We start from the raw sequence: 26,611 nt of genomic DNA, 5'->3' as shown, positions 1-26,611 counted from the left end.
CCAAGGAATGAAGCGCGCTGTACAGCCTCATAATCGTAGCCGGAACGAGGCAGACCTTGACCTCACAAGGGCATCTTATCTTTTGTAACAATTCGGTGAATGGAGGTAGCACAGGACCCTGGAAATTGCAAATGCATCCCTCCGTAACCTATAGCAGCGCTTTGACTTATCTCGAAGACTGCATACAATTCAAGTAGGAGGACTATGACCGCTATCGCAATTCACAAATCCTCAGCTTTTCGCATCTCGACTTTGGCTGGTATCGTTGCGGGCTTGACACTCGGAATTTCAGCGACGATAGCCGCTCAACCGGCCCCATCCGCTAAGAGTCAAGCTCCGGCTCCCACCACTGCTTCCTCGCCGTCGCCCCTCCCTCAAAAGCCACTCCATCACTGGTACCAACTGGGTCATGCATCCTGGTATGGCAGATATTTTCAGGGACATACGACCGCGAGCGGTGAGAGCTATAACATGTATGATCTGACTTGCGCGCATCGAAGTCTTCCGCTTGGCTCGCTGATCCGGGTCACCAATATGAGCAATCACAGGACAGTTGTGGTTCGAGTGAACGACCGTGGACCCGTCCCCGAAGATCGGATCGTCGACCTCTCGTACGCCGCTGCGAATGTACTTGGTGTTCAAGGGATAGCCAAGGTGCGCCTCGACCTTCTTCCCGCCGTCGCTCAGCTGCATTGGCCTCTGCCGGATGGACAGTAACCTAGCACTAACGAACACGTGGTCCTGGAGCGCTGCTGCTGAACCCTGGCGCCGATATCTTGATTCACTGAATTATTCTGCCGCTACAATTTAGACACCATGCACGATCAAGAGCCTTCCGCGCCTCTGCGAACTGTCGCGACCTCGCATACCCTTCCGAAATCACGGGAGGCGCGGAAGAAGCTCATTGTGGCTCTCGATTTCCCCACTGCCCCTGCAGCGCTAGCTCTGCTCGATCGGCTCGAAGGGTCCTGCGAGTGGTTCAAGGTTGGGCTGGAACTTTACCTGAACGCCGGCAATGGCATCGTCGAGACCATCTTGAGCCGTGGCCACTCCGTCTTTCTCGACCTGAAGCTCCACGACATTCCGAATACCGTCGGCGGGGCAATCCGCTCAGTCGCTCCACTGGGAATCACGATGCTGACCGTTCATGCCTTCGGTGGACCCGCGATGCTCACCGCGGCCAGCGATGCAGCAGCCTCGTCGCCGAACCCACTCACCCTGTTGGCTGTCACCGTCCTCACAAGTATGGATAATTTCCAGCTGGAATCGATCGGCATCACGGAAACTCCAGCAAATCAAGTGTTACGGTTGGCGACTGTCGCGCAAGCTTGCGGCATACCCGGCTTTGTCTGCAGTCCGCAGGAAGCGGCTCAACTTCGCGCTCGTTTTCCTCAGAACACGATCGTGAGTCCCGGCATTCGCCCCAGCGGCGCTGCAAAAGGAGACCAGGCTCGAATTGCCACTCCTGCCAATGCACTCGCCGCCGGTGCCGACTATCTCGTGGTCGGACGTCCGATCACGCAGGCAGCGGATCCCGCGGCGGCGGCGCGAGCGATTTTGGATGAGATGTCCGTCGGTCTGGCCGAAGCGGACTAATCCCGAAGCAGACTAAATCGCTTGAAGGAGGGGATGGGCGCTACACTGGCGTCGTCACAGAATTTATCCACCGCCAGGGCCGAATGCATCGTCGAGATTTCGTAAAATCCCTCACCGTCATCGGAACCCAAGCGCTGCTAAAGCCCGGCATCTCCGTTGCCCAAGATAAACCTCGCATCGCCCCTGCCCCCGACGCTTCGGTGAAGCGCGTCCTCGTGATGTTCAAGTGTCACTTCGACGCCGGCTTCATCGACACCCAGGCGAACGTCGTTCGCAAGTACTTCGACAACTACTTTCCAGAGGCAATCGAGATCGCGGGCGCCGAGAACTCCTCCGGTCGTCGCCGCTATACCTGGACAACCGGCTCCTGGCTCCTCTATGAATATCTCGAGCAAGCATCAGACGAAGACCGAAAGAAGATGGAGCTTGCCATCGCCAGAAATGACATTGCGTGGCATGCGCTGCCCTTTACCTGGCAGACGGAGATGCTCGATCCGTCGATGATGGAGGGGAGCCTTGCCATCTCACGTGCCCTGGACGCCCGCTTCGGCCGCACGACGACCGGGGCCAAGATGACCGACGTGCCTGGCCACACCCGTGCGATCGTTCCGGCATTGGCCAAGCACGGCATCAACTTTCTCGATATCGGAGTCAATGACGCCAGCACTCCAGCCCAGGTCCCGGCTATTTTTCTCTGGAAGGACCCATCGGGCGCTTCGCTGCCGGTCATGTACCACCTCGGCTATGGAGGGACAAGCCGCATCCCCGGCTCCGATCTTGCCGTCGCTATTGAGGTTCGGGGAGACAACAGCGGTCCTCACCCGCCGAAGGAGATCGCCGAAGTATATGAACGACTCGCTTACAGCTATCCCAAAGCCGAAATCACCGCCGCCAGCCTCTCGGAGATTGCCAACGCCGTTCAGCCGCATGGCGCGTCTCTGCCTATGTTTACCGGAGAGATTGGCGACACCTGGATCCACGGAGTAGCAAGCGACCCCCTCAAGGTCTCCCGCTATCGCGAGGTCGCCCGGCTGCGTGGGTCCTGGATCGCGAAAAAGCAAATGCGGATCGGCGATGACACCGATCTGGCCCTGCTCCGCCATCTGCTGCTCGAGGTGGAACACACCTGGGGTACCGATACCAAGACCTGGTTGGACTTCGAGAACTACACGCCGAACGATCTCCGCAAAATGCTCGAAACCAAGGACTACAAAGTTGTCCAGTTTAGTTGGGAAGAGAAACGCAAGGATCTGCTGGAGGGCATAGCGACCCTGCCGGAATCGCTTCGCGATCAGGCGAAGCAAGCGATCGATAGTTTGACTCCAAAACTGCCGCTCCCGACTGCGAGCGCCATTCCCCACTTGGTCGAAGGACCGATTGAAACTACCCACTTCACCCTGGCAATCGAGGCGCAGACCGGGGCGATCACCCAGCTTCGCAACAAGCAGGACGGGCGGGAGTGGGCGAGCAAAGCAAATCCGCTCGGCCTCTTCACCTATCAGACGCTATCCAAGCAGGACTACGACCGATTTATTGCCGATTACATCGTGAGTAAGGCGGACTGGGCTTTCAAGGACTTCGGCAAACCCAACATCGAGAAGTTTGACGCTAAGACTCAGGATTGGCATCCCCATGTGACCGAACTGCTGCTGGAAGAACTACCGCGTGGCCACCGCGTCCTGGCGACTCTCGAGATCGACGACACGGAAGCGCTTCGATCCGGCCGCGCCGCCTTTCCCCGACAGCTCTACCTGGAACTCCTTCTACCCAGTGATGAACCGATCATTCATCTCAATCTCTACTGGTTCCAAAAACCTGCCACGCGGCTCCCCGAAGCTATGTGGCTCACCTTTAACCCGATCGTTGAAACAACAGAGGGATGGAGACTAGATAAGTCCGGGGAGTCCATCTCACCTTTCGAAGTGGTTACCTCCGGAAATCGCCATATGCACGCCGTCAGCAATGGTTTCCACTATCGACATGGCCAGAATTCCTTTGTGGTCGAAACGCTGGATGCACCCTTGATCGCTCTGGGCGCGAGAACTCCGTTAGGCTTCTCCAACAGCCAACCGCAACTCAGCAGCGGCATTCACTCGAACCTGTACAACAACGCTTGGGGCACGAATTACATCATGTGGTACGGGGAAGATATGCGTTTTCGATATGTTCTGCGGCCGTAAGCATTTTCTGGCAGGACAATCTTCTATCCAGAGAAATCGAAAAACCGCAGGCACCCATATGAACCAGCAGGCGCTGGATAATTCCCTATACAAACAGAAGACTAATTGCTCAGCGGACAACTAACTCCGAAGGGACAGTTTGACTGTTTCCAGCAGATTAGTCACCGTCGACGGCTTATGCAGGAATCCGGCGAGTGCCTTTTCGCCGAACCGCCCTACTGCTTGCGATGAATCGTAGCCGCTCGAGAGAATTACCGGTACCTCCGGAGCAATGGTCTTGATGTGCCCAAGCGCCTCTTCGCCTCCCATGATGGGCATGGTGAGGTCCAGTATGACAAGCCCAAGCTCAGCAGCATGCTCCCTAACCATTGCTACGCCCGTCTCTCCGTCACCGGCAGTGAGCACACGGTATCCGTGACGCTCCAAAATTACCCGAGTGGTCTCGAGAACAATCTGTTCGTCATCGATGACTAAAACTAATCCGGTTCCGTGAAGGTCATCAAACTTGGGCTTCAGAGCTGGAGCTGGCATTGCCTCGGCTATCGCGGGCAACACGATCTGAAAGAGCGTACCCTTACCCGGTGAACTCGAGACCCGAATGCCTCCGCGATGTCCGCGAATGATCCCCTGAACGGCGGCCAAACCCAACCCGCGGCCTGTAAATTTGGTTGTAAAGAATGGATCGAAGATGCGGGCCCGGGTGGCCTCGTCCATGCCGGAGCCATTGTCGACAACCTCCAGCACAACATACTTGCCGGGACTCAGCTCCGCCGACGCGAAGTTGAGACGCAGGTCCTCGGCATTGAGTTCCACCAGCTGGGTACTTACTTTCACCAGGCCGCGTTTGCCTTCGCCAATCGCCTCCGCTCCATTGATCACCAGGTTCATGACCACTTGTTGCATTTGCCCGGCATCCGCTTCGACTGGTGGAAGGTGCTCGGGAAGTTCCAGCTTAAGTTCTACTGATTTGGATATCGAACTCTGCACCAGCTTGCTGATATCTCGCACCAGTGCGGAGAAATCCAGCGGACCAACATTGATGCGTCCCTTGCCAGCGTAGGCCAGCATCTGTCGCGTAAGATCGGCGGCGCGCTGGCTGGCGTAGACGACGTCTTTCAGGGCGCGCTGGTACGGTGTTCCTGGAGGCGCTTCGCCGAGCGCCAGGCCGGCGTTGCCCAATATCCCCGCGAGCAGGTTATTAAAGTCGTGAGCGATTCCACCCGCCAGAATGCCCAGGCTTTCCAGCCGAGCTGTCTGCTGGAACTGCTGATCAAACTGTTTACGCTCGGTGATGTCGCGTATGTTGAACTGAGCAGCTCGTCGCTGCCCTTCCTCATACACATTCGACACCACTTCAACGACCAGGTCCCGGTCTCCGCGCGTCATTAGATGTACCTCCGGGTAGCGGACGAGCTTCTCCGTTTGCAGCCGCTCGAGGGCCTCCCAGCCGATGTGGAGATCTTGAAGCGCTTCTGCATTCCAGATTGTCTTCCCAATAAGAGCGCCACGCTCCACACTGAGCAGTTCGAGTAAATACGGATTCACATCGGTGATTTCGCCATTGTCCGCATTGATGATGACGATGCCGTCCTTGGCAGCCTCAAACAGACGCCGGTACTTGGCTTCCGCCGCACGTTTGCGGTCGCTGATGTCCTCAATGGCTAGCAGGATGAACCCGGTCTCCCGGCTACGATACAAATACCGGGCGTTCAACTGAAATGTTCGCCAGCCGATTCGCATGAATTCGTGTTCCAGTTCGACATCCTGAAGCAACGTATTCCCGTCGAGTAAAAGACTCTGGAACATCTGCGCCACTCTCGGAAGCCCCCACTGGCCATGGTCCAAGGTATAGATCGACTTCTTTAAGGTCTCCTCTGCGGTGGTGTCAAAAACTTCGAAGAAAGCGTGGTTGGCGGTCTGAACACAAAGCTTCTCATCGAGGACGAGCAGCGGCTCACGTACCGTCTCGATGATAGCGTTCGCATAATCGCGGGCTTGCTTCACTTCTTCCATTGCCAGCTTCAGCTGATGAATGTCCAGCAATTGCAGGACCGCCCCTTCGATCCGATTGTCTGCGGTCTTGTAGGGCTGAATGCGCATCGAGTACCAGCGACCGTCCTCATGCTGGACTTCGCGCTCCACAGGCTGGAGCGACTCAATCACATGTTCCAGCAGCTCGCCTATATCGGGGACGTTAATACGAGGCTTCAGGTCCGAGATCGGACGTCCGACATCTGTCGGAATGAGGTTCAGGACTTGCTCAGCATTTGGAGTAAACCGCCGGATTCGAAGATCACTATCCAGCATCACAATTGGCATCTGCATGCTGCTCAGTAGATTGACTAGATCGTTATTCAGCTGGGCCAGCTCGCGGTTACGGCTCTGCATCTCCTCGTTCGTGGTTGTCAATTCTTCATTCGAGGACTGCAGTTCCTCCTTCGCCGTTTGCAATTCTTCATTCGTGCTTTGCAGCTCCTCGTTACTGGACTGCGCCTCTTCGTTGGCGCTCCTCAACTCCTCGACAAGCCGCTGCATATAGGCCCGGGTAGCGGACAGTTCGCGCAGCAGGTTCTGATGCTGCTCCTCAGGCTCCACGGGAACCCGCCCCGCATCGAACGGCACGGCCGATCGATGCCGATGCGACTGCTCTTCAAACAAGACGAGAAAGTGTCTTGGACCGAGAGGGTCAGACAGTGGCCTGACGATCAGATTGACCTCCTGAAAGCCGTCGTTCCTACGAATCTGAATGTTGTCCCGTCGGGCGCTTGTATCTGAGAGTCTGGCCTCTTCGATCGCCGACCGGAGAGAAACCGCAATATCCTCCCGCACCAGCCGAAAGACGTCGAGTTCCGGATCGCCAGGCGGCGGCGATAGATATGGCCCTACGTCCCCGCGAAATTTGACGAAATGAAAGAGTTCATCGATGAGAAATCCGCTAGGCGCATATTCATCCAGCAACATTCTGTCCGCGCGCCGGTCGAGGATTGTCGCATCGTCTGCCCGGGGGAAAGTCCCGGGTTCGCTGGAAGTCTGCGGAGCCGCACCGCGCGCCGGCACCTCGAACTGCGGACGAGTGAGCGCCAGATTACGCCTGTAAATCTTGTGCTTCGCGTCGATGACGAGAAAGTAATCGGCCAAAGGTCCTAAGCTTTCTGAATTTCCTAGCAGAAGGCACCCTGTCGGCTGCAGCGCGTAAATGAAAATGGAGAGAACCCGCCGCTGCAGCACTTGTCCCAGATAGATGAGAAGGTTGCGGCAGCTGATGAGGTCCATCTTCGCCAATGGTGGATCCTTGGTGATGTCTTGGCGGGAAAAGACACATAGCTCTCGCACAGCCCGGGTTATCTGGTACCCATCTTCAACCTTGACAAAGAACTTTTTCAGCCGGGAGGGAGAGATCGAGGCCGCGATACTCTCCGGATACTTGCCCCATCGAGCGATCTGAATCGACTTCTCGCTCACATCCGTTCCGAAGATTTGAATCGGGTAGGACTGATTGGTTTTCTCCAGGTATTCAATCAGGCAAATGGCCAGAGAGTAGACTTCTTTCCCCGTCGAACATCCGGAAACCCAAACTCGAATCGGTTCATCTGGTTTGCGCTTCTCGAGCATTGCCGGAAACGCCTTTTCGGCCAAAATCGAGAAGGTCTCAGGATCGCGAAAGAACTCCGTCACGGTGATCAGCAAATCGTCGAAAAGAGCATCGAGCTCAGCGGGATTTTTTCCCAGCAATCCAACATACGCCTGCGGGCTCTCGATATGGTTCAGCGCCATTCTCCGGGACAACCTGCGGCCGATTGTCGGTTTCTTATAGTGGGTGAAGTTCACTCCGCTACGCGTCTGCAGCATCGCAAGAATCTCTTCCAGCGCGGGCCCATCATCAAGCGAGGGCACCTTCTTTCCCAAGCCGAAATAGGAGTGATCGGTGATGCCGGCTAGCTCCCGGGCGATGGCATCCGGGGGCAGCACAAAGTCGACCACTGCAGCGGTCACAGCGCTGCGGGGCATGCTCGAAAATCTTGCGGACTCGTCCTGGGCAAACGTGATTCCGCCCACTGCTTTGATTGCCTCTAACCCCAGGGTCCCGTCGGAAGCAGCGCCGGAAAGAATGACCCCGATGGCGCGGCTTCTTTGATCCGCCGCCAGCGACGAGAGGAAGAAGTCAATAGGCATATTCTGTGTCCGGTCTTCTGCCCGCGGGGTCAACTCCAAGGTTCCCTTACGTACGGCCATCCGGCTGTTTGGGGGAATGATGTAGACGTGATTGGGCTCGACCCGCGTGCCTTGGGCCGCCTGACTCACTGGCATGGGAGTGTGGCTCGCCAAGAGTTCGACCAGCATACTTTCGTGACTCGGGTCGAGATGCTGGACCAGGATATAAGCCATCCCGGTATCAGAAGGAAGATGTTCCAACATCTGCGTAAAGGCATCCAGTCCTCCCGCGGAGGCGCCAATCCCGACAGTAGGACACATATCCTCATTCTCCGGCAGATGGTCATCCGCCTCAATCAGAGCGCCGCTGACTTCATCGGCTTCCTGATCCCTGACACCCGGTTCGTCGTCTGCTTCTGACATGGTCTTCAATCAACTCTGTCGACGGCGTACAGTCAACCTCTTACTCAGAGAATAGTTCTCGTGCACCGACAGGTTCTTCGGTCGTTCAGCGGTTTTCGTGTTGGAATGCAGAAACCGGCTTGAGATACAACACACTGGCATTCTAACCCGGGGCTTACCCGTTCTGCCGAATCGTAAACAGCGCCATCGAAGCCGCAGTCTGATCGAAGTCAAATTGCGCCGGGTTTGCGCACGCTTCTTGCTTTCGCATCTCAACAATAGAGAGCGTAATGAAACCCGCTCCCTAACCAACGCATGTGGCTAAATAAAGATCTACTTCTTGACTTGGAGAAGAACACTGCGTTCTGGGAAAGTGGTAATTGAACACCCTTGACTGAGGAGAAGCTTATGAGTGAAGTGATCGATTTCAAAGAGACGCCGCTGCGGCCAACGCCGACCACCGGGCCGCTATCGTGGGTTACCCCGCCCGGCACCCAACTCACCGGTAAATATCATGGTGCCAATGACGACGATTCCGGAGTGGTGCGGGCCCATTCGACTGTCACCATCGACCGTGACGCCGACTCCCTATATACGTTGTGGCGCAATCCGGAGACCGCGCCCTACTGGCAGGAGCGGGTCCAATCCGTCACTGCAACCGGTCCGTTAACCTCACATTGGGTCCTTAAGATGCCAATGAACGTGACCGTGGAATGGGATTCCGCAATCCTTGAAGACATCCCTGGAAGCAAGCTCGTCTGGCGCTCGATCGGCGGCGACATCGAACAGACCGGAGAAGTGACCTTTACGGCGCATCCCGCCGGACGTGGGACGATCGTACGCCTGGTGCAGGAATTTAAAATCTCGGGTGTGACGAATGCGGCAGCAGGGGTCTTCGGCCGCAGCCCTCGGCAGATGGTGATTGAGAACCTGCGGCACTTCAAGCAGCTCGCTGAGACCGGAGAGATTGCTACGATCCAGGGTCAGCCACATGGGCCGCGCGGCCTGACCGGATCAACCAAAGAAGCGCTTTATGGAGAAACCAATCCAACTCCCCCGGGTACACGCTCCATTGCCTAAGCCATCGACCCGCGAGAGACTTCGAGATTTCACATCCGAGCGCCCAACCCCGCGCACCGCACATCGGTGCGTTCACCAAAGGAGAGATCATGAGAGCAGTTTGTTGGATGGGTAAGCAAAGCATCGAGGTACACACTGTGCCTGACCCTGCAATTCTGAACCCGAGTGACGCTATCATTCGAATCACCCGCACTGCCATCTGCGGATCAGACCTGCATTTATACGACGGCTACATTCCGACCATGGAGTCGGGCGATATCCTGGGACACGAGTTCATGGGTGTTGTCGAAGAAGTCGGCTCTGGCGTGAAGAAACTGAAGCGCGGAGATCGTGTCGTGGTCCCTTTCACGATCGCTTGCGGCAACTGTTTTTTCTGCAAAAGCCACCTGTATTCCGCATGTGATAACTCCAATCCCAACGCCCACATTGCCGAAGCGGCTTATGGGTATAGCGGATCGGCGCTCTACGGCTATTCCCACATGATGGGCGGTTATGCCGGCGGACAGGCGCAGTTCGCTCGCGTGCCTTTCGCGGATGTAGGTCCGATCAAAATTGAAAATGATCTGCCCGATGAGAAAATCTTGTTTCTCTCTGACATTTATCCAACCGGGTATATGGCGGCTGAGAACGCCAACATCCAACCTGGGGATACAGTCGCCGTCTGGGGTGCAGGTCCAGTGGGACTGTTCGCTGCAGCCAGCGCTTACATGCTGGGCGCCGGAAAGGTCATCTCCATCGATCGCTTTCCAGAACGGCTGAAGCTCGCAGAAGCGTGTGGGGCGTTCGCTCTGGACTATTCGGAGCCAGACCTTAACGTAATCGAGGCGCTCAAGGATCTCACCGGCGGCAACGGACCGGACTCTTGCATCGATGCGGTCGGTATGGAAGCGCACGGGGAAACAACCGGAGTTTATGACAAGGTCAAGCAGGCTTTGATGATGGAGACCGATCGTCCCACTGCTCTTCGTGAGGTCATTCAGGCGGTGAGAAAGGGCGGTACGGTCTCGATCCCCGGCGTATATGGGGGCGTTCTCGACAAGGTCAACTTTGGCGCCGCGTTCGGAAAAGGCATCATCATGAAGATGGGGCAGACCCACATGCAGCGCTATCTGCGTCCGCTGCTGGATCGCGTCGAACAAGGCCAGATCGATCCCAGCTTCCTGATTACTCATAGGGTGGGGATCGAGGAAGTTCCCGCAGCCTACAAGACCTTCCGTGATAAAGCAGAGCAGTGCGTGAAGGTGGTCATCGATCCGTGGAGACTCGCTGCGTAGAAGGAAAGAAGGGGCTCGTGGAGCGGCTCACACCCTCCACGTAGTCGTTTCCATTTGATTCTGTATCTACACCATCTACAGCTACCGCGAAATCTGTGAAGATTGGGGTGTTGTACTTTGAAACGAACAACCATGCTCATGGCTGCCGGGGCTGTGACTGCAGCCCTGATTGCCACTGCAAAACACCGTCGATCATCTGCACGTCTTGCCGGTAAAGTAGCGGTGATTACCGGTGGATCGCGCGGTTTCGGACTGGCACTGGCGGCGGAGTTCGCTCGTGCCGGAGCCCGGGTAGTGTTGACCGCCCGCGATCCCGCAGAGCTCGACAGGGCGCGCAAAAGCCTTCTGAATATGGGCATTGTGGCAGACGAAAGCGATGTTGCCACGATTCCCTGTGACCTCACCGATCCCGAACAAAGCAAGTCCATGATTGCGCTCGTGACTGAACGATTTGGCCGCATAGACGTGCTCGTGAACAACGCCGGCAAAATCGCTGCCGGACCCGTCGAAAATCAGCCTTTGAGCGCGTACAAGGATGCCATTGAGAGCAATTACTACTGCGCTCTGCACACTACTCTTGCAGTGCTTCCTCAAATGCTGGAGCGTGGCAGCGGCAGCATCGTTAACATCGCGTCGATTGGCGGAAAGATTGCCATTCCCCACCTGCTTCCCTACACAGCCAGCAAATTCGCTCTCGTTGGTTTTTCCCAGGGTCTGACTGCAGAGTTGCGAACGAAAGGCATCCGGGTCACGACCGTCTGTCCAGGCCTCATGCGCACGGGTTCGCACCTCCACGCAGAATTTACCGGCAATCGCCAGCACGAATACCGGTGGTTTAGTTTGGGGGCAAGTCTACCTGGAGTGTCAACTAGCGCACGCCGCGCGGCCCGCGCAGTCATTCACGCTACCGTAAGCGGAAGAACAGAATTAATCATTACTCCGCAGGCGGTGCTTGCATCAAAGCTGGCACCGTTGGCCCCGGCCAGCACAGCATGGCTACTGAGCAGGATCAATGCGTCGCTGCTGCCCGCTCCGGTGAACGGGATAAGTGATTCTCCGGCACCCGGGTACTCCGTCCGTCAGCAGGAGATCCAGCCCTTGACCGGGCTTGGAGAAGCAGCAAGCTATGAGTTCAACGAGCGTGGTCGAATCGCATCAGGGCGATGACTTTCATGACACAGCTGTGAGAGCTTTTCTTGTTGCTTTGGAAGTAGCTCCACTCGAAAAGTCACTGCCCTTGGCGCTTGTACGTCGCATCCAAAACTCCTGAGGATCGAATGGCTACAAAGAAGAAGGTCGCGCGTCACCACGCGATCCAGGTGCGAGCAGTCCCGTGGAGCGGTCTACACGCGGAAGCGAAGGAGCGGTTTGGAATTAAGCACTTCAGACCGGGACAACGCGAGGTGCTTGAAGCCGTCTTCGCCGGCCGCAATGCATTGGCATTGATGCCGACGGGGTCAGGAAAGTCCCTGTGCTATCAGTTGCCTGCTCTTTTCTTGCCCAGGCCAGTAGTCGTGGTCTCGCCATTGATTGCCTTGATGCGCGACCAACAGGAAAAAGCGGAAGATGCCCACATCGCCGTAGAAAAACTTGATTCCACGCTGAACACGAGTGAAGCGACTGAGGTACAGGAATCCATACAGGCCGGCATTCCCCAGCTACTCTATGTAACTCCGGAGCGCCTTGAGAAACCCGACTTTCTTGAAATGCTCGCCGCTTCGGGAGTGAGCCTGATGGCCGTTGACGAGGCCCACTGTATATCTCAGTGGGGGCACGACTTCCGCCCAGCCTATTTGAGCCTGAGAGACGCAAGGAAGGCGCTCGGCGATCCTCCCGTTCTGGCGCTCACCGCGACTGCCAGCGAAGCCGTCGTGGCCGACATCCTCACGCAGCTCGACGCTCAGGATGCGGTCGTCGTCAACACCGGCGTCGAACGCGAAAATCTTTTGCTCTCCGTGCACCATACGGTGAACACCGTCGCCAAGCAAAAGCGGCTTACTGAGATGATTGCCAAAGAACAGGGTAGCGGCATCATCTACACCGCAAGTGTGCGCAGCGCCGTCGAGATCTATGAGTGGCTCAAGGCCAGTGGAGTCTCTGTCGGACGCTACCATGGCAGGCTCAAAGTAAAAGACCGCGAAAAGATGCAAACCAAGTTCATGCACGGTGACTACAAAGTCCTCATAGCCACCAAAGCTTTTGGCATGGGTATCGACAAGCCGGACATCCGCTTTGTCTACCATTACGAATTTCCAGATTCCCTCGAAACGTATTATCAGGAAGCAGGTCGTGCAGGACGAGACGGTAAGCCGGCACGGGCGGTATTGCTTTATCGCCTGGAGGATAAGCGTATCCAGCGCTTTTTCCTCCTTGGCCGTTATCCTCGCTTGGATGAGGTCCGTCGACTCTACGCGGAGCTTTCCACTCCAGCATCGGTTGCCGAACTCGCAGCCCGATCTTCTCTCTCCCGAAGAAGGACCCAGGTCATCCTGCACATGCTGCGCGAAGCAGGCTTGATCATTCGAGGCACTCGCGGCTACGCTCGCGGCGGCAACAGGGCCACTCTCGATCAAGGACGAGAGTCTCTGGGAGAAGAATCCGGCGCCCTTCCTAAGCAGGAGATAGATGCGCAGCTAGAGCAGCTCGTAGTCGCCTATGAGAGCCGAAGCCAAACAGACCTCGGCCGGCTAGCAGAAATGATGCATTATGCAGAGTCGCCGCAATGTAGGAAGCAACTGCTAAGAAAATACTTTGGTGAGGACGAAGGTAAGCCGTGCGGCAACTGCGATAACTGCATTGCCCTCGCTACTCGGGGCGCTTCACCTAAGCATGCCGACAGACCAGATCAAGTCACTCGCATTGAAACCATTCACGGCACTATCCTTACCACCGCCCCCGAAACTCTACCAAGCACCACTCCCGTCGGGCTTGCGAAGGGTGACCGGATTCGACATCGCCGTTTCGGAAACGGAGAAGTACTAGATCTCGACGGACAAAACATAGTAGCGAGGTTCGACAAAAGCGGCACTCGAAAGGTCCGCTTTACCTTCATACAAAGATCAACTTGAAGCATCAACGCCCCTCAGCTCTTTACCCATCATTTACTATGTCCAGCTGCTACTGCATCCAACCGCCTGTCTCCTTGAAGCATCTTTAACATGAATGCCATGAAACCAATTCGTAGCAGTTGATCTTCTTCAACTCTTTCTTGCAATGTAATAAAGATGTGCAAGCAACCAACAGCTTCTTTGTACCTTCCTATGGCTAAAATGAACGGGATCATCATTATCCCGTTAATGCTTGATTGCATATTCGCGCGTTGCACTTCATTACTGGATCACATCCCTCGAGGACTTGTTGATGATTGAAGCGGTCGTTCTATGGAATGAGCCGAACAACCTATCTCACTGGAACTATCACTTGGATCCCGGTTGGTTGCGCTTCTCCGATATGGTGAAGGCCACGGCATCCGCCATCCGCGCAATTCGCCCGTCACTCCCGATCGTCCTCGGTGGCGTGTCGGCATGTGATTGCGACTTCCTTCGATTGATGACATCGTATGGCGTTATTGAGTACGTTGACGCCGTCGGTGTCCACGGTTTCCCCCTCGATTGGAATCATTGGCAACTGACCGAATGGCCATCAAGAATTGCGGAGGCACGGCGGATCACCGGCAAACCAATATGGGTCACAGAAGTTGGGGCCTCTTCTTTCGGCGCCGAGGAGGTGCAGGCATTCGGCTTTCAACGAACCATTGAGCTAATAGGAGAATCAGCGGATCGACTGCATTGGTACAGCCTCTTCGATCTTCCACCAACCTGGGCCGCCGAAACTCGCCACAAGGAAGCGGAAGGCTCCTCTTACTATCGCCACTATTACCTCGGACTCATCCGCGCCGACGGCACACCCAAACCCGCGGTGGATCTATTTCCCGGCGACGGCAGCGTGGGCCTCTGCCAGTGGTTCCACTTCGAAGATCCTCGCCTCGATGAGGCGACCTCGTGGATGTCAAACCATGGAGTCCGCTATCTCCGGACAGGCATCAGCTGGGCTGATTCCTTCCGGCCGAATGCAGTCGAATGGTTCGACCGGCAGATGGAAGCGCTGCGGCCCTTCCAAGTGGCAGTTACAGTCTGCTTCACGCCCGCCCATCTCGGCTTGGAGGAACACCATACCAGTCCGCCGAAAGACAATCAGCAGTTCGCTGATTTTGCAGCTTGGGTAGTCTCGCGCTACGCACAAACTGCGAGTAGCGATGCTGGAGTGATGCAGGAAGTCGGAGCCTCCTCACTATGAACCGAGAACAACAGGAGATATCGTGAAACAAGTACTGATTACTGGAGGCGCAGGATTTGTGGGGTCGCATTTGGCCGACGGTCTGTTACGTTCCGGTCATCGCGTAAGAGTTCTTGATGACATCACACCTCAGGTCCATGGAGACCACCCACCCTCTTATCTGTCGAAGGAAGTCGAACTAATCGTCGGTGATATCCGTGATCCTAACCTGTTGAGAACTGCATTAAAGGGCGTAGACGTCATTTTTCACTTTGCCGCCACCGTAGGCGTGGGTCAATCGATGTACGAAATTAGCCGATACATGAGCATCAATACTCAGGGTACGGCGGAGTTACTCCAGGCGATACTCGACGCCCGCCTGGCGCCCGACAAGCTCGTTGTAGCCTCCTCGATGTCTATCTATGGAGAAGGCCGCTATCAGTGCTCACAGTGCGGTCACAACGCTAACCCTCAAGTGCGGCCACTCGCCCAACTGAAGGCAGCACATTGGGACCTTCAGTGCGCACTATGCAACGGAATATTGAGGCCGCTTCCCACTGCCGAGACTAAGCCGTCTGAAATCAATTCTATTTACGCGCTCTCGAAACGAGATCAAGAAGAGCTTTGCCTCATTTATGGTCGCACTTATGGTCTACCGGTAACCGCACTTCGCTTTTTCAATATCTACGGAACTCGCCAGGCGCTTTCCAATCCCTACACTGGCGTAGCCGCTATATTTTCATCACGTCTGATAAACAACCAGGCGCCGTTGGTCTTCGAGGACGGCGAGCAGATGCGCGATTTCGTTAGCGTCCATGACATTGTTCAGGCCAATATGCTGGCAATGGACAGCCCCCAGTCGAACGGCGAAGTGATCAACATCGGCAGCGGCCACCCCATCACCATACGCCGCATTGCTGAAATCCTGTCCGCTGCCCTCGGCAAGACTATGGAGCCTGTAATTACACACAAATACCGTGCAGGCGACATCCGTCATTGTTATGCTGACATCTCCAAAGCACGTAGTCTCCTGAGCTATGAGCCTCGCATATCTCATCAAGAAGGCTTTGTCGAATTGGCCACATGGCTGGCCGAGCAAAACGCAGTTGACAAGGCTGACACCATGTTGCGCGAGCTGAGTGCATACGGACTCACGGCCTAAGGAGCCAGGTGACCGCCGGGTTGACTGGAAAGGACAACTAGCAATGAGCACAACCAACGGCCGGAAGATACTCGTCATCGGCGGCGCAGGTTTCATCGGCTCCAATCTAGTGGAGCGCCTACTTCAACGGGCCGATACGCAAGTATGTGTCTATGACAACTTGTCGCGACAAGGGGCACACGATAATCTTCGCTGGCTCTACTCTTTGCCAGGTAATAAACAACTTGAGTTCATTGAGAATGACGTGCGAGATGCCCGGGCAGTCTGGGAGGCGGCCCAGCATGCCGATGAAATCTACCACTTTGCCGCCCAGGTCGCAGTAACTACATCCGTAGCCGCACCACGGGAAGACTTCGAAGTAAATGCCATTGGCACCTTCAATGTCCTTGAGGCAGCTCGGCAGTCGGGTCGGCGCCCGTTCGTTCTCTTCACTTCTACAAATAAAGTCTATGGTTCGCTTGAGGGAGTTCCGGTAGCGGCCTCAGCTCTGCGCTATCACGCCGCGGATCCTGCGTTTGCTGGAGTTCAAGAAACCGAACTCCTCGATTTCCACTCTCCCTACGGCTGCTCGAAAGGTGCGGCCGATCAATATGTGCGCGACTACGCGCGGATCTATCAGATCCCGACAGTGGTATTTAGAATGTCGTGCATCGCTGGACCACGTCAATTCGGGACCGAGGACCAGGGCTGGGTGGCCCACTTTCTCTACTCTGCCTTAGAGGGAAGAGCTATAACTATCTATGGTGATGGACGACAGGTTCGGGATGTCCTCCACGTCTACGATCTTGTCGATGCAATGTTATCTGTCCATGCCTGCCGCGAGCGCGTTGCAGGTGGGGTTTATAACCTCGGCGGCGGACCAGGTCGTTCGACATCTATACTGGAGCTTCTGCAATTGATAGAGAAGCAAACCGGTATGACTCCCCAGGTTCGCTATTCCAATGTCCGTCCTGGGGATCAACCACTTTATATCTCCGATACGGGCAAGCTGTCTCTCCACACTGGCTGGAGTGCAAGGTACTCGCTTGAAAGGACAGTCGAGTCGCTCCACAACTTTTGGTTAGATAACCGCCCCATGCTGGAGTCTCATCGTTTCAGCACTGAACAGGTCTCATTACTGCATGAGGAAGTCGCATGAAGTATGCCCTTATCAATCCTCTTTGGAGCTTCGAAGGTTCGACTTACTTTGGTTGCCGTGAACCTCACTTCCCTCTTGAGCTACTGTCCGCGAGAAACTTTCTACGCAAAGCCGGACACGAGGTCTTACTACTAGATGCATGGATGTTAGAGATCTCTATCGAGGAGTGTAAAGCCGCTCTAGATGCATTTCAAGAAGACTTTCTTGTGATACCCTCGGCGCCTTCCTATCTCTTCTGGCGTTGTCCGCAGCCAGAACTAAGACTGGTCCGCGAATGGATCTTAGGACTAGATCGACCGTCACAAACAGTTGTTATCGGTCCACACGGCTCTGTCACACCCCGTGCCACCATGGACAAGACCGGTTGCGACATCGTCCTGCGCGGCGAACCGGATGAGACTCTGCCACAACTGGCGAACATGCCGTGGGAGCTCATTCCGGGCTGCTGCTGGCGAGATCCCAGCGGCTCTTTTCGCATCTCTCCGGGTTTAGGTACTGTGGATATGAGTGCCTTACAAACGCTTGACTACTCGGATTATCCAGTTGAGAGACACCTCCACAAACACCATATTTTCCCGGGAAATGGGGCTGATCATCTCACACGTGGTGCCGAGGTGGAGTTCGCCCGGGGCTGTCCATACTCCTGTACTTTCTGTAACAAGACCCTATTTCGCAATAAGTACCGCGAACGCAGCCTGAGTTCCGTTCTCTCCGAGATAGATCAACTTATCGGTCGAGGAGTCGATTACATCTACTTTATTGATGAGATATTCGGTGTAGGAAAACAAGTGAGGACACTACTGGAAGAGATCTCCCAACGTCCGGTCTCCATCGGCTTTCAATCGCGGGTCGATCTATGGGATGAGCAGTCACTCGATCTCCTTGCTAAAGCACACTGCGTCTCCTTTGAGTGCGGAGTGGAATCTCTCACCGAAGCCGGCCGTGATGCCATGAATAAGAATTGCCGCCTCTCTACCGATCGAATTGGAGAATTGTTGATTTATGCGCGGCAACGAATTCCATGGGTACAGGCGAACCTTATCAAAACACCTGAGGACGATCCAACGACGGTGGCCACGTGGCAGGCCCGGCTCAAAGCCGAAGGCGTCTGGGTGAGTGAACCAGTTCCCATGTTTCCTTTCCCCGGAAGCCCGGAGTATGTATCCACTTTCGGTGCTCAACCCGACGATCAGGCGTGGGAGCGAGCACATGACTACTACCTCAACCTCTTCAACAGGTCCTTTAGTGACATACAGGAACAACAGCCTAAGCCTCTTAGGGAGCTTGAATGCGTGTCCTGCTAACCACTGACACCATCGGTGGGGTATGGACCTACACTCGGGAGCTAACCGAGGGACTGCTGCGTGCATCGGTTGCGGTCGCGCTGGTGAGCTTCGGCAGGCTGCCCTCTGAAGATCAGCTCGCATGGTGCCACACCGTTGCGGGCCGCCACCCAGCTTTGTTTGAATACCATTTTTCAGACACTCCTCTCGAGTGGATGTCGGACAATGAATGCGTTTACGAGCTAGGCGTCCCCTTACTACAGCGCGTCGCCAGGGAGTTTCGGGCTGACCTTCTACACAGCAACCAATATTGTTTTGGGAGATTTCCCCACGGTATACCGAGGCTAGTCACCGCTCACAGTGATGTGATCAGTTGGTCGAAGGCGTGCACCTCGGAAGCCCTTGAGCCCGGCCGATGGATAACCACCTATAAGACACTAGTTCAAGAGGGGCTACTTGCAGCTGACACCTTAGTAGCTCCGACTCGCTGGATGCTTGACGCTCTGACCTCGACTTTCCAAGTTCCACGCCGCATCCTTGTGGTCGGGAATGGCCGCACCATCTCGTCAAGGCGGCGAAGCACCGCTCGTTCTATGCAGGCGGTATCAGTCGGCCGACTCTGGGACCCCGCAAAGAACCTCTCCTTGCTTTCCAGCTTGCCGGCCTCGGTGCCTATCTTTGTCGCCGGCGAACAGCGCTACGGAGAAGCTGGCATTCCAGGCCTGGTCGAAACGTTCACATCACTCGGTCCCCTCTCCGAGGAGGCAGTCTTATCCCTATTTCGATCCAGTTCAATCTATCTTTGCACGTCCATCTATGAGCCATTTGGCCTGGCGCCTCTGGAGGCTGCGCTCTGTGGCTGCGCCGTCTTGGCGAATGACATTCCCTCGCTGCGAGAGGTCTGGGGCGATGCAGCACGCTATTTTGCGGATGCACCTACTCTCAGCTTCTTGTTAGAAGAGCTCATTTCGAACCCAGAAGAACTGCGCCGGTGCCAAAAGCAATCCCTTCGCCGCGCTCAACATTGGACTGCTCAGCGAATGACATCGGGGTACATGAGCATTTACCGAAGCCTCCTTGCACGTGGTTCCTCAGCATCTTCGATTAGCCGGATCGCCGAAGGGGACCTCTGTGTTGCCTAAGCTCCGCATCGCATACTTTGCTCATTCTTTGCGTTCAGATTGGAACAATGGTAATGCTCATTTTTTGCGAGGACTACTTCGTGAGATGAGCTCGCTAGGACACGAAATCACGGTGTTCGAGCCGGAGCATGAATGGTCAATCGACAACCTGGCCCTCGAGCAGCTAGGCGCCGAATCACTGACTCACTTCGCCTTGACCTACCCCGAGCTCAACATTTGCACATATCCATCTGGGACAAGCGATGCTACACGGGAGACTACTCTCAGTGCTTGCGACATAGTTGTTCTTCATGAATGGAACCCTCCTGCCCTGGCGCATTCTCTGCTTGAACTCAGAGACAGGCTCGGCTTCCGTCTTCTCTTCCACGACACTCATCATCGCGCCTCCTCCTCGCCTGAGCAAGTAAAGCTGTTCCAAATTGACCGTTTCGACGGGGTCATTGCGTTCGGCGAGGCTCTGCGTTCTATCTATATGCAGGCCTTCGGACTCTCGCGCGTGTGGACACTTCACGAAGCTGCAGACACAAGAGTTTTCTATCCGCATGCTATGCCTGATAAGTGTCTGGATGTTGTATGGGTCGGTAATTGGGGCGACGGAGAGCGTTCCACTGAAATCTCTGAGTTTCTTCTACAACCCGCATCTAGGCTTGGCTCAAAGCGGTTTCGCGTTTATGGAGTCCGCTATCCCGAGTCAGGTCTAAGAGCTTTACAGAATGCACACGTGGAATATTCTGGATATCTTCCAAATCTCTCTGCCCCGCTTGTCTATGCAAGGTCGTTGCTCACGGTCCACATTCCCAGGCAGCACTATGTGAAAGCAATGACGGGTATCCCGACGATCCGCGTTTTTGAAGCGCTCGCTTGCGGCATTCCTCTTATTTCAGCTCCTTGGGATGACACGGAGGGCCTTTTTCGATCTCATGACTTCTGCTCAGTCAAAAATGGTGATGAGATGACCGATGCTCTAAATGCTATGCTCCATGATCCCGAGAGCCGGCGGCTAATGGCCGAACGCGGCCTGAAGACCGTATTAGAGCGTCACACATGTCGACACCGAGCTAGTCAGCTGACTGAAATCTGTGAAGAGGTACTCGCATGAGGATATTTTCGTTCGGCTCGAGCATCGTCTCTTCCTACTGGAATGGAGCCGCAACCTACTACCGCGGCTGTTACAAGTACCTAGCACGGCTCGGGCATGAAATCATCTTTGCGGAGCCGGACGCCTACGGACGGCAACAGCATCGCGATTCAGAAGATTTTTCATATGTCGAATCACTGGTGTATCAGCCGGGTGAAGGTTTGGACAGCATGCTGGAGCAAGCATCCTCTGCTGATGTAGTTATAAAGCATAGCGGTCTGGGTGTAGACGACGAGGCACTTGAGCGTCGCGTGCTTGAATTGGCTGCCGGGTCAGCGATCGTATTTTGGGATGTTGACGCACCAGCAACTATAGCCCGCATGCATTTGAATCCCCACGATCTCTTCCGTTCGGTGTTGCCACACTACGATGCTGTATTCACCTACGGCGGAGGCCCTTGGGTAAAGGAGCAGTATTTGCGCTTAGGGGCAAAAGCCTATTACACGATGTATAACGGGCTTGACCCAGACACTCACTACCGTGTCCCGCCGGACCCTTCCCTCGCTTGCGATGTAGCTTTTCTTGGGAATCGCCTACCCGACCGGGAGGCTAGGGTCGACGAGCTTTTTTTGCGGGCCGCCGAGTTATACCCAGAAGGCACATTCCTTCTAGGAGGGGAAGGTTGGGCCGATAAGCGCCTACCTTCAAACGTTCGGTGGATTGGCCATGTACCCACTGGCGATCATAACCGCGTTAACTGCTCCGCGGGTATGGTCATGAATATAAATCGCGCTTCCATGGCCGACTCTGGTTTCTCGCCGCCCACTCGGATCTTTGAGGTTGCAGGCACCGGCAGTTGTCTCCTCTGCGATGACTGGCCTGGCATCGCAGACTGCTTTGAACCAGACGAGGAGCTTCTGGTTGTGAAAACAGCAGAGGATGTGATAGCAGCGCTTACCAAGTACGACGACGCTGGCCGCCGAAAGATCGGCGCGGCCTTTCAGAGGCGTGCCCTTCGCGATCACACTTATGCGCAGCGAGCGGCACAGGCGGAGATCGCATTTCAGGAATGCATTGCGGCACGTTCCCCAACACTGGCGCACTCATGAAGATTGTGTTTTTCGGATTAACCATCACATCCTCTTGGGGAAATGGCCATGCGACGACCTACCGCTCGCTGTGTAAAGCGCTCGCTCGTCGAGGACACCATATTCACTTTGTCGAGAAAGACGTTGAGTGGTATAGAAACAACCGCGATCTCGCCAATCCAGCCTACTGCGACGTCATACTCTACGAGAGCTGGCTGGAATGTGCTCCGTCTTTGCTGAACCTGTGCAAGGACGCGGATGTGGTCGTAGTAGGGTCCTACTATCCAGACGCCATCGCGGCGACAAAGGCATTGCTTGATGCCTCGGAATCTCCTTTGCTCTTCTATGACATTGATACTCCAATAACATTAGCTCGCCTCCGCCAGACCGGATGCGCGGAGTACCTGACGGCAGCGCTCATCCCCGAATACAGCGCATATCTAAGCTTCACCGGCGGCCCGACTCTGCGCGAACTTGAGCAGAATTTTGGATCACCTAAGGCTGTGCCGTTCTTCTGCTCCGTCGATGAGGATATCTATCGTGAGACGAGCACTGATCCTGTTTATCAGTGCGATTTGAGCTACCTCGGAACCTACGCGTCGGACCGTCAGTCGAAGTTGATGGCGATGCTTGATAAGACTGCCGCCGATCTGCCCAAGCAGCAATTTGTCGTCGCGGGTCCCCAATACCCTGAAGATATATCTTGGCATGCTAACGTGCGTCGCATTCACCATGTGCCTCCATCCGAACATCCATCCTTCTACTCTTCCTCCCGCTTCACGCTCAATCTGACTCGCAGCGATATGGTCACTGCTGGCTATTCGCCATCAGTGAGACTTTTCGAGGCATCTGCCTGCGGTGTACCGATCATCTCCGATTCGTGGGCAGGTCTTGGCGAACTCTTGACCCCAGGCGAAGAAATCCTCCTGCCGGGCGACTCTGCCGAGACTGCATCGATCCTACGCGATATGCCTGAGAGGGAATATAGGGCTATCGGTAGGCGCGCGCGCGATCGCGTTCTATCCGAGCATACTTCAACCCACCGCGCATTAGAGTTCGAGAGCATTGTCTCGGCTTGCCGATGACAGCCTGGCGCATGTCGGGACTTATAGTGTCATTAATGATCGTGATCTAGTATTAACGGCAGCGCTTGCATTCGGCAACAACCTTATGTCGCTCACTTACGATTAGCGTCAAAGCAGTCCAGCTCTTGCCTTAAACACTCGACTACCGACGACCAGTCACCGGGAGACGGCTGGCGAAACAACCTGAGACTTGGATACCAGGGAGAGTCGGCGCGATCAATCATCCATCGCCAGTCGGCTGCATATTGCAGCATCACCCATGCCGGCTTACCCATGGATCCGGCAAGGTGGGCGGCTAGCGTATCGACGGTTATCACCAGGTCAAGATTTGCGATAGCGGCCGCCAGCGGTAACAATCCTTCGCCACAAGATGAGGCATCGTACCTTCTATGAGTGGTGCGATATCGCCCCCACTCTTGCGCCGCGGTTCCGCCTTGTAAACTCCACCAATCAACTCTGCAGTTATCAAGCAAAGACGAAAGCATGGTAAGTTGGACAGATCGACTTTGGTTCCATTGACCGGCCGCCCATACAACGCCCACACGTCGCCGCTCTGACTGACCCATAACTTGAGCGACATGTTTGACCATCTTATCCGGTAACACAAGGTAGCTGGTCGATAGAGGCAGGTCTCCTAGCAGTGTCCGGAAGACGTATGGCAGTTCCGTTACTTCGAGCTGCACATCCCACTTGGGCTGCACTGAAGGTGCATTTGGCCCCCAGGTAATAAGTTGGGTCGGAGGTTCTCCTAAATCGGCGACAAAGGGAGCAAGTGGATAGAGCGCGGGAGGAACTTCAACGATCAGTTTGCCTACCATCTTTCCGAGCAGCTTCGAATACCTCAAGAACTGAATGGCATCGCCTAAACCGTGCAGGCAGCGCACCACCACTGTTTTGTCTTTGAGTTCTTCGCCGTTCCAGAAGTGGTGAGGATCGGCATGTCCGCGCGTTCGAATTGCATCACTTTCCATCCATGCCAAATCAAATTCGCCCATCAGCATTGAGCAAAGCCAGCGCTTGCCGGCGCATTCATCGGGGTCTGCTCCCATTTGCTCGGCCTGGTTGAAGCCGCGTACTGCCTTTACTAATGATCGTTCAGCAAGACACTCCTCGGCTTCATGAAAGCAGCTCAGCGCGTCTATGTCGACTCGTTGATTCATTCATTCCTTAGCCCTTTTCAGGAGTATCCTGGCTCGGGTAAACGCAATGGGAACCGTCGGGAGGAAGAGCCAGCGACTGCCAGCGACAGAGATAGACCTCCTCCTCAGGTTGAGACTCAATTCGGAATCCAGAAGAACGAAGCATGGCCTCGGAGCATGCCCGATTCGGTATCCACCAGTTGGTTGGATCGCCGGAATATCGTTGCTCCACGAAGTGAATCTTGGGGAAGCCCGGCTTGTCGAAGGGAGCCCTTCCATCGGTAAAGTCGTAATCTTCGGCGACGGCCTCGATGACCCTACTGCCGCGCTGCATCGTTTGAAAAAGCAGCAGATTCTTTGCCGCGTGCTCATGAATGAGGTCGAGGGCTAAAAGCGGGTGGCGTAGATGATAGAGCACGCCCATAAAGATTACTAAGTCGAACTTCTGACCCAGCTTCGCTATCTCCCATATCGCCATGTGTCGAAAGTCAATCTCGAGCCCCGCAACCTGAGCAGCGAATTGAGCTTGATCTAAATATCGCTCGTTCGTATCGATGGCAATGACTTGAGCGGCGCCCCGCTTCTTCATCTCCAGCGAATAGAAGCCGGAACTGCAACCTATATCCAGCACTGACCATCCGCTCAGGTCTCTTGGCAAAGCATCCTTGAAGTGTCGATATTTTACCTCTGGATAGTTGCCGAGAAAGTGAGATGGAGCAGTTTCAATGCCGTTGATCCGGATATTGTGAAACCAGGGGCCGAGTTCTTCGATGCGTTGCTTGAGATTCATCCCGTCGGGAGGATCAGAGGCTAGTTCGATAGGTACGCTGGATTCATCAATAAGCATGGTAGACATATCTAGGGCTATCGGCCGCTGCTTGCCTGCACTGTCATCCGGAGTCGTAAAGCCGTTATTTGTTCTCGCGCGATTGACCCTTCTTGAGTTTATCCGCATCGCTAAACGCCCCGGATTCAATATTGTCCTTCGACATCTCTCCCGCTTCTGCGCTTCTGTCTTCAGGAGCGTACTTAGAACTTTCATTAGGCTGTTCAGCCTTCTCTTCCACCATGAACTCTTTACCTCCAAAAACGTTTGATGCTCAAGCGAAGAATAACGGCCAGTGGGTAGGAGAAAGCATCACTTGTATGTCAGAAGGATTGAGTTATTAGCCCTTCCCTGGGGGTCTGCTTGCAGCCTTTTGAGAATGCGAATGTCGATCTGAGAATGCGAATGTCGATCTTGCCCTCACATTCGTAATCGGCATCGAAAGAAAGGTACGCATATATTATTGATGAGGTGATTGATGTACCACCACGTGAAGAAGCTGATGTACACCGTAAATATTGGCACACCAGACGTTAAGTTCGGAAATATGCTGTTAGAACAGTTCGGTGGCGCCAACGGCGAGTTAGCTGCTGCAATGCAATACACCATTCAAGGCTGGAATTGTGTGGATGATCTTGGGCGCCGTGACCTGTTGCTCGATATCGGAACTGAGGAACTCAGTCACCTTGAGGTGGTTGGAGCTCTTATCCGCATGCATTTGAAACCGTTGAAGACAGAGCGAGAGGCAGCTGAGGCAGATCCCTTGGTTACCATAGCCGGCGGCGGCGGCGTAGGTCTTTTCGACTCCATGGGCAATGCCTGGACGTCAACATATCTGAAGATTACCGGGGAACTTGATGTAGATCTCCGAAGCAACATTGCGGCGGAAGCCAGAGCTAAAATCGTCTATGAGCGTCTGATCGACCACACTCAGGATCCAGGGACGATTGACACCCTCCAGTTCCTGATGACTCGTGAAATTACTCATATGAAGGCTTTCCAGGGAGCCCTTGACAGTATCGAAAAGAAGCCCTTTTCCGTCGGATTCCTTAAGCCGACGCCCGGAATTGTTGACGAATACTTCAATGCATCAACCGGGGATGGAAGTGAAGGGGAAACAGATATGCGTGGCCCGTGGAACACCTCGTTCGGGCTGCATCCAGTCGATTCCGAGTTGAACGGCGGGAAGGGTTTATCGGTCGATGACATCAACGGTAAACTTCCCGGCGAGGACCGCGGGAAGCAGGACGACGCTCAGAAAGCAACTACCTCCGTTGCGGACGAAGCGATCGGGGTCACGAATGGTTCGTCCAAACACTCAAAAACTACCAACACAGTAATCTTGAAATAAAAATTGCCTGAGATGGAGGATAGGCAGCTCACCCGGCTGCCTATTTTTCGTTGCATGTGCAATCGAGGCTGGCGCATTCCGGACAGGCCGGTCCCAATGGACGGAGTTAGTGTCGGCACGCGGCCATTGATCTGGGAGTTCAGGCGGGTACGGTGAAGAAGGCCTCGTCCAACCCATCCCAGGGAAGTCCACCCTAAGAAAGCTTGATCGAGAGGAAGTGGCGGAGAGAGGGGGATTCGAACCCCCGGTAGAGCTTTTGACCCTACAACGGTTTAGCAAACCGCCGCCTTCAGCCACTCGGCCATCTCTCCGTATTCAGTTGTCACAGTTTAGCACGACGGCCCGGGTGTCCTTGCCCGC

At 55.0% G+C, this 26,611-nt stretch carries 20 protein-coding genes and 1 tRNA gene; 16 read left to right on the top strand and 5 right to left on the bottom strand.

The window, feature by feature from the left end; translation table 11 throughout:
- The first annotated feature begins 204 nt into the window (after positions 1 to 204).
- The 3 genes from ACPOL_RS24400 to ACPOL_RS24390 all read left to right on the top strand — a co-directional run bounded on the left by ACPOL_RS24400 (position 205) and on the right by ACPOL_RS24390 (position 3,776).
- Positions 205 to 717, top strand: coding sequence for a septal ring lytic transglycosylase RlpA family protein (locus ACPOL_RS24400; protein ID WP_114209361.1), 513 nt, complete (start codon positions 205 to 207; stop codon positions 715 to 717).
- A gap of 99 nt (positions 718 to 816) precedes the next feature.
- Positions 817 to 1,596 (top strand): orotidine-5'-phosphate decarboxylase, encoded by a 780-nt coding sequence (gene pyrF, locus ACPOL_RS24395; protein ID WP_114209360.1) that lies wholly within the window; start codon positions 817 to 819, stop codon positions 1,594 to 1,596.
- Positions 1,597 to 1,679: 83 nt separating this feature from the next.
- Positions 1,680 to 3,776 (top strand): DUF5054 domain-containing protein, encoded by a 2,097-nt coding sequence (locus tag ACPOL_RS24390; protein WP_114209359.1) that lies wholly within the window; start codon positions 1,680 to 1,682, stop codon positions 3,774 to 3,776.
- Between the two features lie 120 nt (positions 3,777 to 3,896).
- On the opposite strand, the gene ACPOL_RS24385 is transcribed toward ACPOL_RS24390, so the two are convergent.
- Positions 3,897 to 8,351 carry a chemotaxis protein CheB gene (locus tag ACPOL_RS24385; protein WP_114209358.1) on the bottom strand — a complete coding sequence of 1,485 codons (4,455 nt, stop codon included), beginning with the start codon at positions 8,349 to 8,351 and terminating at the stop codon, positions 3,897 to 3,899.
- 387 nt (positions 8,352 to 8,738) lie between these two features.
- Here ACPOL_RS24385 and ACPOL_RS24380 point away from each other — a divergent pair, with 387 nt between their 5' ends.
- The 12 genes from ACPOL_RS24380 (at position 8,739) to ACPOL_RS24320 (ending at position 22,935) form a co-directional block, all read left to right on the top strand.
- Entirely contained in the window at positions 8,739 to 9,410 is a 672-nt protein-coding gene (locus tag ACPOL_RS24380; RefSeq protein WP_114209357.1) for an SRPBCC family protein, read from the top strand.
- Positions 9,411 to 9,499: 89 nt separating this feature from the next.
- Positions 9,500 to 10,684: a zinc-dependent alcohol dehydrogenase gene (locus ACPOL_RS24375; protein WP_114209356.1), complete on the top strand. Its 1,185-nt coding sequence runs from the start codon at positions 9,500 to 9,502 to the stop codon at positions 10,682 to 10,684.
- Positions 10,685 to 10,801: 117 nt separating this feature from the next.
- Positions 10,802 to 11,851 carry an SDR family NAD(P)-dependent oxidoreductase gene (locus tag ACPOL_RS24370; protein ID WP_150133122.1) on the top strand — a complete coding sequence of 350 codons (1,050 nt, stop codon included), beginning with the start codon at positions 10,802 to 10,804 and terminating at the stop codon, positions 11,849 to 11,851.
- Positions 11,852 to 11,961: 110 nt separating this feature from the next.
- A complete protein-coding gene (locus ACPOL_RS24365; protein WP_236656998.1) occupies positions 11,962 to 13,752 on the top strand; it encodes a RecQ family ATP-dependent DNA helicase in 1,791 nt (596 codons plus the stop codon).
- 292 nt (positions 13,753 to 14,044) lie between these two features.
- On the top strand, positions 14,045 to 14,980 hold the full coding sequence (locus ACPOL_RS24355) for a glycoside hydrolase 5 family protein (RefSeq protein ID WP_114211026.1): 936 nt from the start codon (positions 14,045 to 14,047) through the stop codon (positions 14,978 to 14,980).
- A 22-nt stretch (positions 14,981 to 15,002) separates the two neighbouring features.
- A complete protein-coding gene (locus ACPOL_RS24350; RefSeq protein ID WP_236656997.1) occupies positions 15,003 to 16,121 on the top strand; it encodes an NAD-dependent epimerase/dehydratase family protein in 1,119 nt (372 codons plus the stop codon).
- A gap of 43 nt (positions 16,122 to 16,164) precedes the next feature.
- Positions 16,165 to 17,259, top strand: coding sequence for a GDP-mannose 4,6-dehydratase (locus ACPOL_RS24345; protein ID WP_114209352.1), 1,095 nt, complete (start codon positions 16,165 to 16,167; stop codon positions 17,257 to 17,259).
- Positions 17,256 to 18,563 (top strand): TIGR04295 family B12-binding domain-containing radical SAM protein, encoded by a 1,308-nt coding sequence (locus tag ACPOL_RS24340; protein ID WP_114209351.1) that lies wholly within the window; start codon positions 17,256 to 17,258, stop codon positions 18,561 to 18,563. The genes ACPOL_RS24345 and ACPOL_RS24340 overlap by 4 nt, the downstream gene beginning before the upstream one ends.
- Entirely contained in the window at positions 18,548 to 19,684 is a 1,137-nt protein-coding gene (locus tag ACPOL_RS24335; RefSeq protein WP_114209350.1) for a glycosyltransferase family 4 protein, read from the top strand. Before ACPOL_RS24340 ends, ACPOL_RS24335 begins: the two co-directional genes overlap by 16 nt.
- 85 nt (positions 19,685 to 19,769) lie before the next feature.
- Entirely contained in the window at positions 19,770 to 20,783 is a 1,014-nt protein-coding gene (locus ACPOL_RS24330; RefSeq protein ID WP_114211025.1) for a CgeB family protein, read from the top strand.
- Positions 20,780 to 21,871: a CgeB family protein gene (locus ACPOL_RS24325; RefSeq protein WP_114209349.1), complete on the top strand. Its 1,092-nt coding sequence runs from the start codon at positions 20,780 to 20,782 to the stop codon at positions 21,869 to 21,871. Before ACPOL_RS24330 ends, ACPOL_RS24325 begins: the two co-directional genes overlap by 4 nt.
- The gene (locus ACPOL_RS24320) at positions 21,868 to 22,935 is read left to right on the top strand and encodes a CgeB family protein (RefSeq protein WP_114209348.1); all 1,068 of its coding nucleotides are present in this window, start codon (positions 21,868 to 21,870) and stop codon (positions 22,933 to 22,935) included. The genes ACPOL_RS24325 and ACPOL_RS24320 overlap by 4 nt, the downstream gene beginning before the upstream one ends.
- 92 nt (positions 22,936 to 23,027) lie before the next feature.
- Here the strand turns inward: ACPOL_RS24320 and ACPOL_RS24315 are convergent, their stop codons facing one another.
- Genes ACPOL_RS24315 through ACPOL_RS33720 form a run of 3 tightly spaced genes read right to left on the bottom strand, consistent with a single transcriptional unit; the run spans position 23,028 to position 25,144 of the window.
- Positions 23,028 to 24,095 carry a glycosyltransferase family 9 protein gene (locus tag ACPOL_RS24315; protein WP_114209347.1) on the bottom strand — a complete coding sequence of 356 codons (1,068 nt, stop codon included), beginning with the start codon at positions 24,093 to 24,095 and terminating at the stop codon, positions 23,028 to 23,030.
- Between the two features lie 7 nt (positions 24,096 to 24,102).
- Complete coding sequence (locus ACPOL_RS24310) at positions 24,103 to 24,930, bottom strand: TIGR04290 family methyltransferase (protein WP_201758955.1); 828 nt, start codon at positions 24,928 to 24,930, stop codon at positions 24,103 to 24,105.
- 55 nt (positions 24,931 to 24,985) lie between these two features.
- Positions 24,986 to 25,144, bottom strand: a complete 159-nt coding sequence (locus tag ACPOL_RS33720; protein WP_161557549.1) for a hypothetical protein — start codon at positions 25,142 to 25,144, stop codon at positions 24,986 to 24,988.
- Positions 25,145 to 25,378: 234 nt separating this feature from the next.
- On the opposite strand from ACPOL_RS33720, the gene ACPOL_RS24305 reads away from it, so the two are divergent.
- On the top strand, positions 25,379 to 26,251 hold the full coding sequence (locus ACPOL_RS24305; RefSeq protein WP_114209346.1) for a manganese catalase family protein: 873 nt from the start codon (positions 25,379 to 25,381) through the stop codon (positions 26,249 to 26,251).
- A 218-nt stretch (positions 26,252 to 26,469) separates the two neighbouring features.
- Here ACPOL_RS24305 and ACPOL_RS24300 read toward each other — a convergent pair.
- A tRNA-Ser gene (locus ACPOL_RS24300) sits at positions 26,470 to 26,562 on the bottom strand.
- Positions 26,563 to 26,611: the final 49 nt, after the last annotated feature.

The organism is Acidisarcina polymorpha (genome assembly GCF_003330725.1).
GTDB lineage: Bacteria > Acidobacteriota > Terriglobia > Terriglobales > Acidobacteriaceae > Acidisarcina > Acidisarcina polymorpha.
Note: the sequence above shows the minus strand (reverse complement) of the source record. Positions and strands in the feature narration are given on the sequence as shown.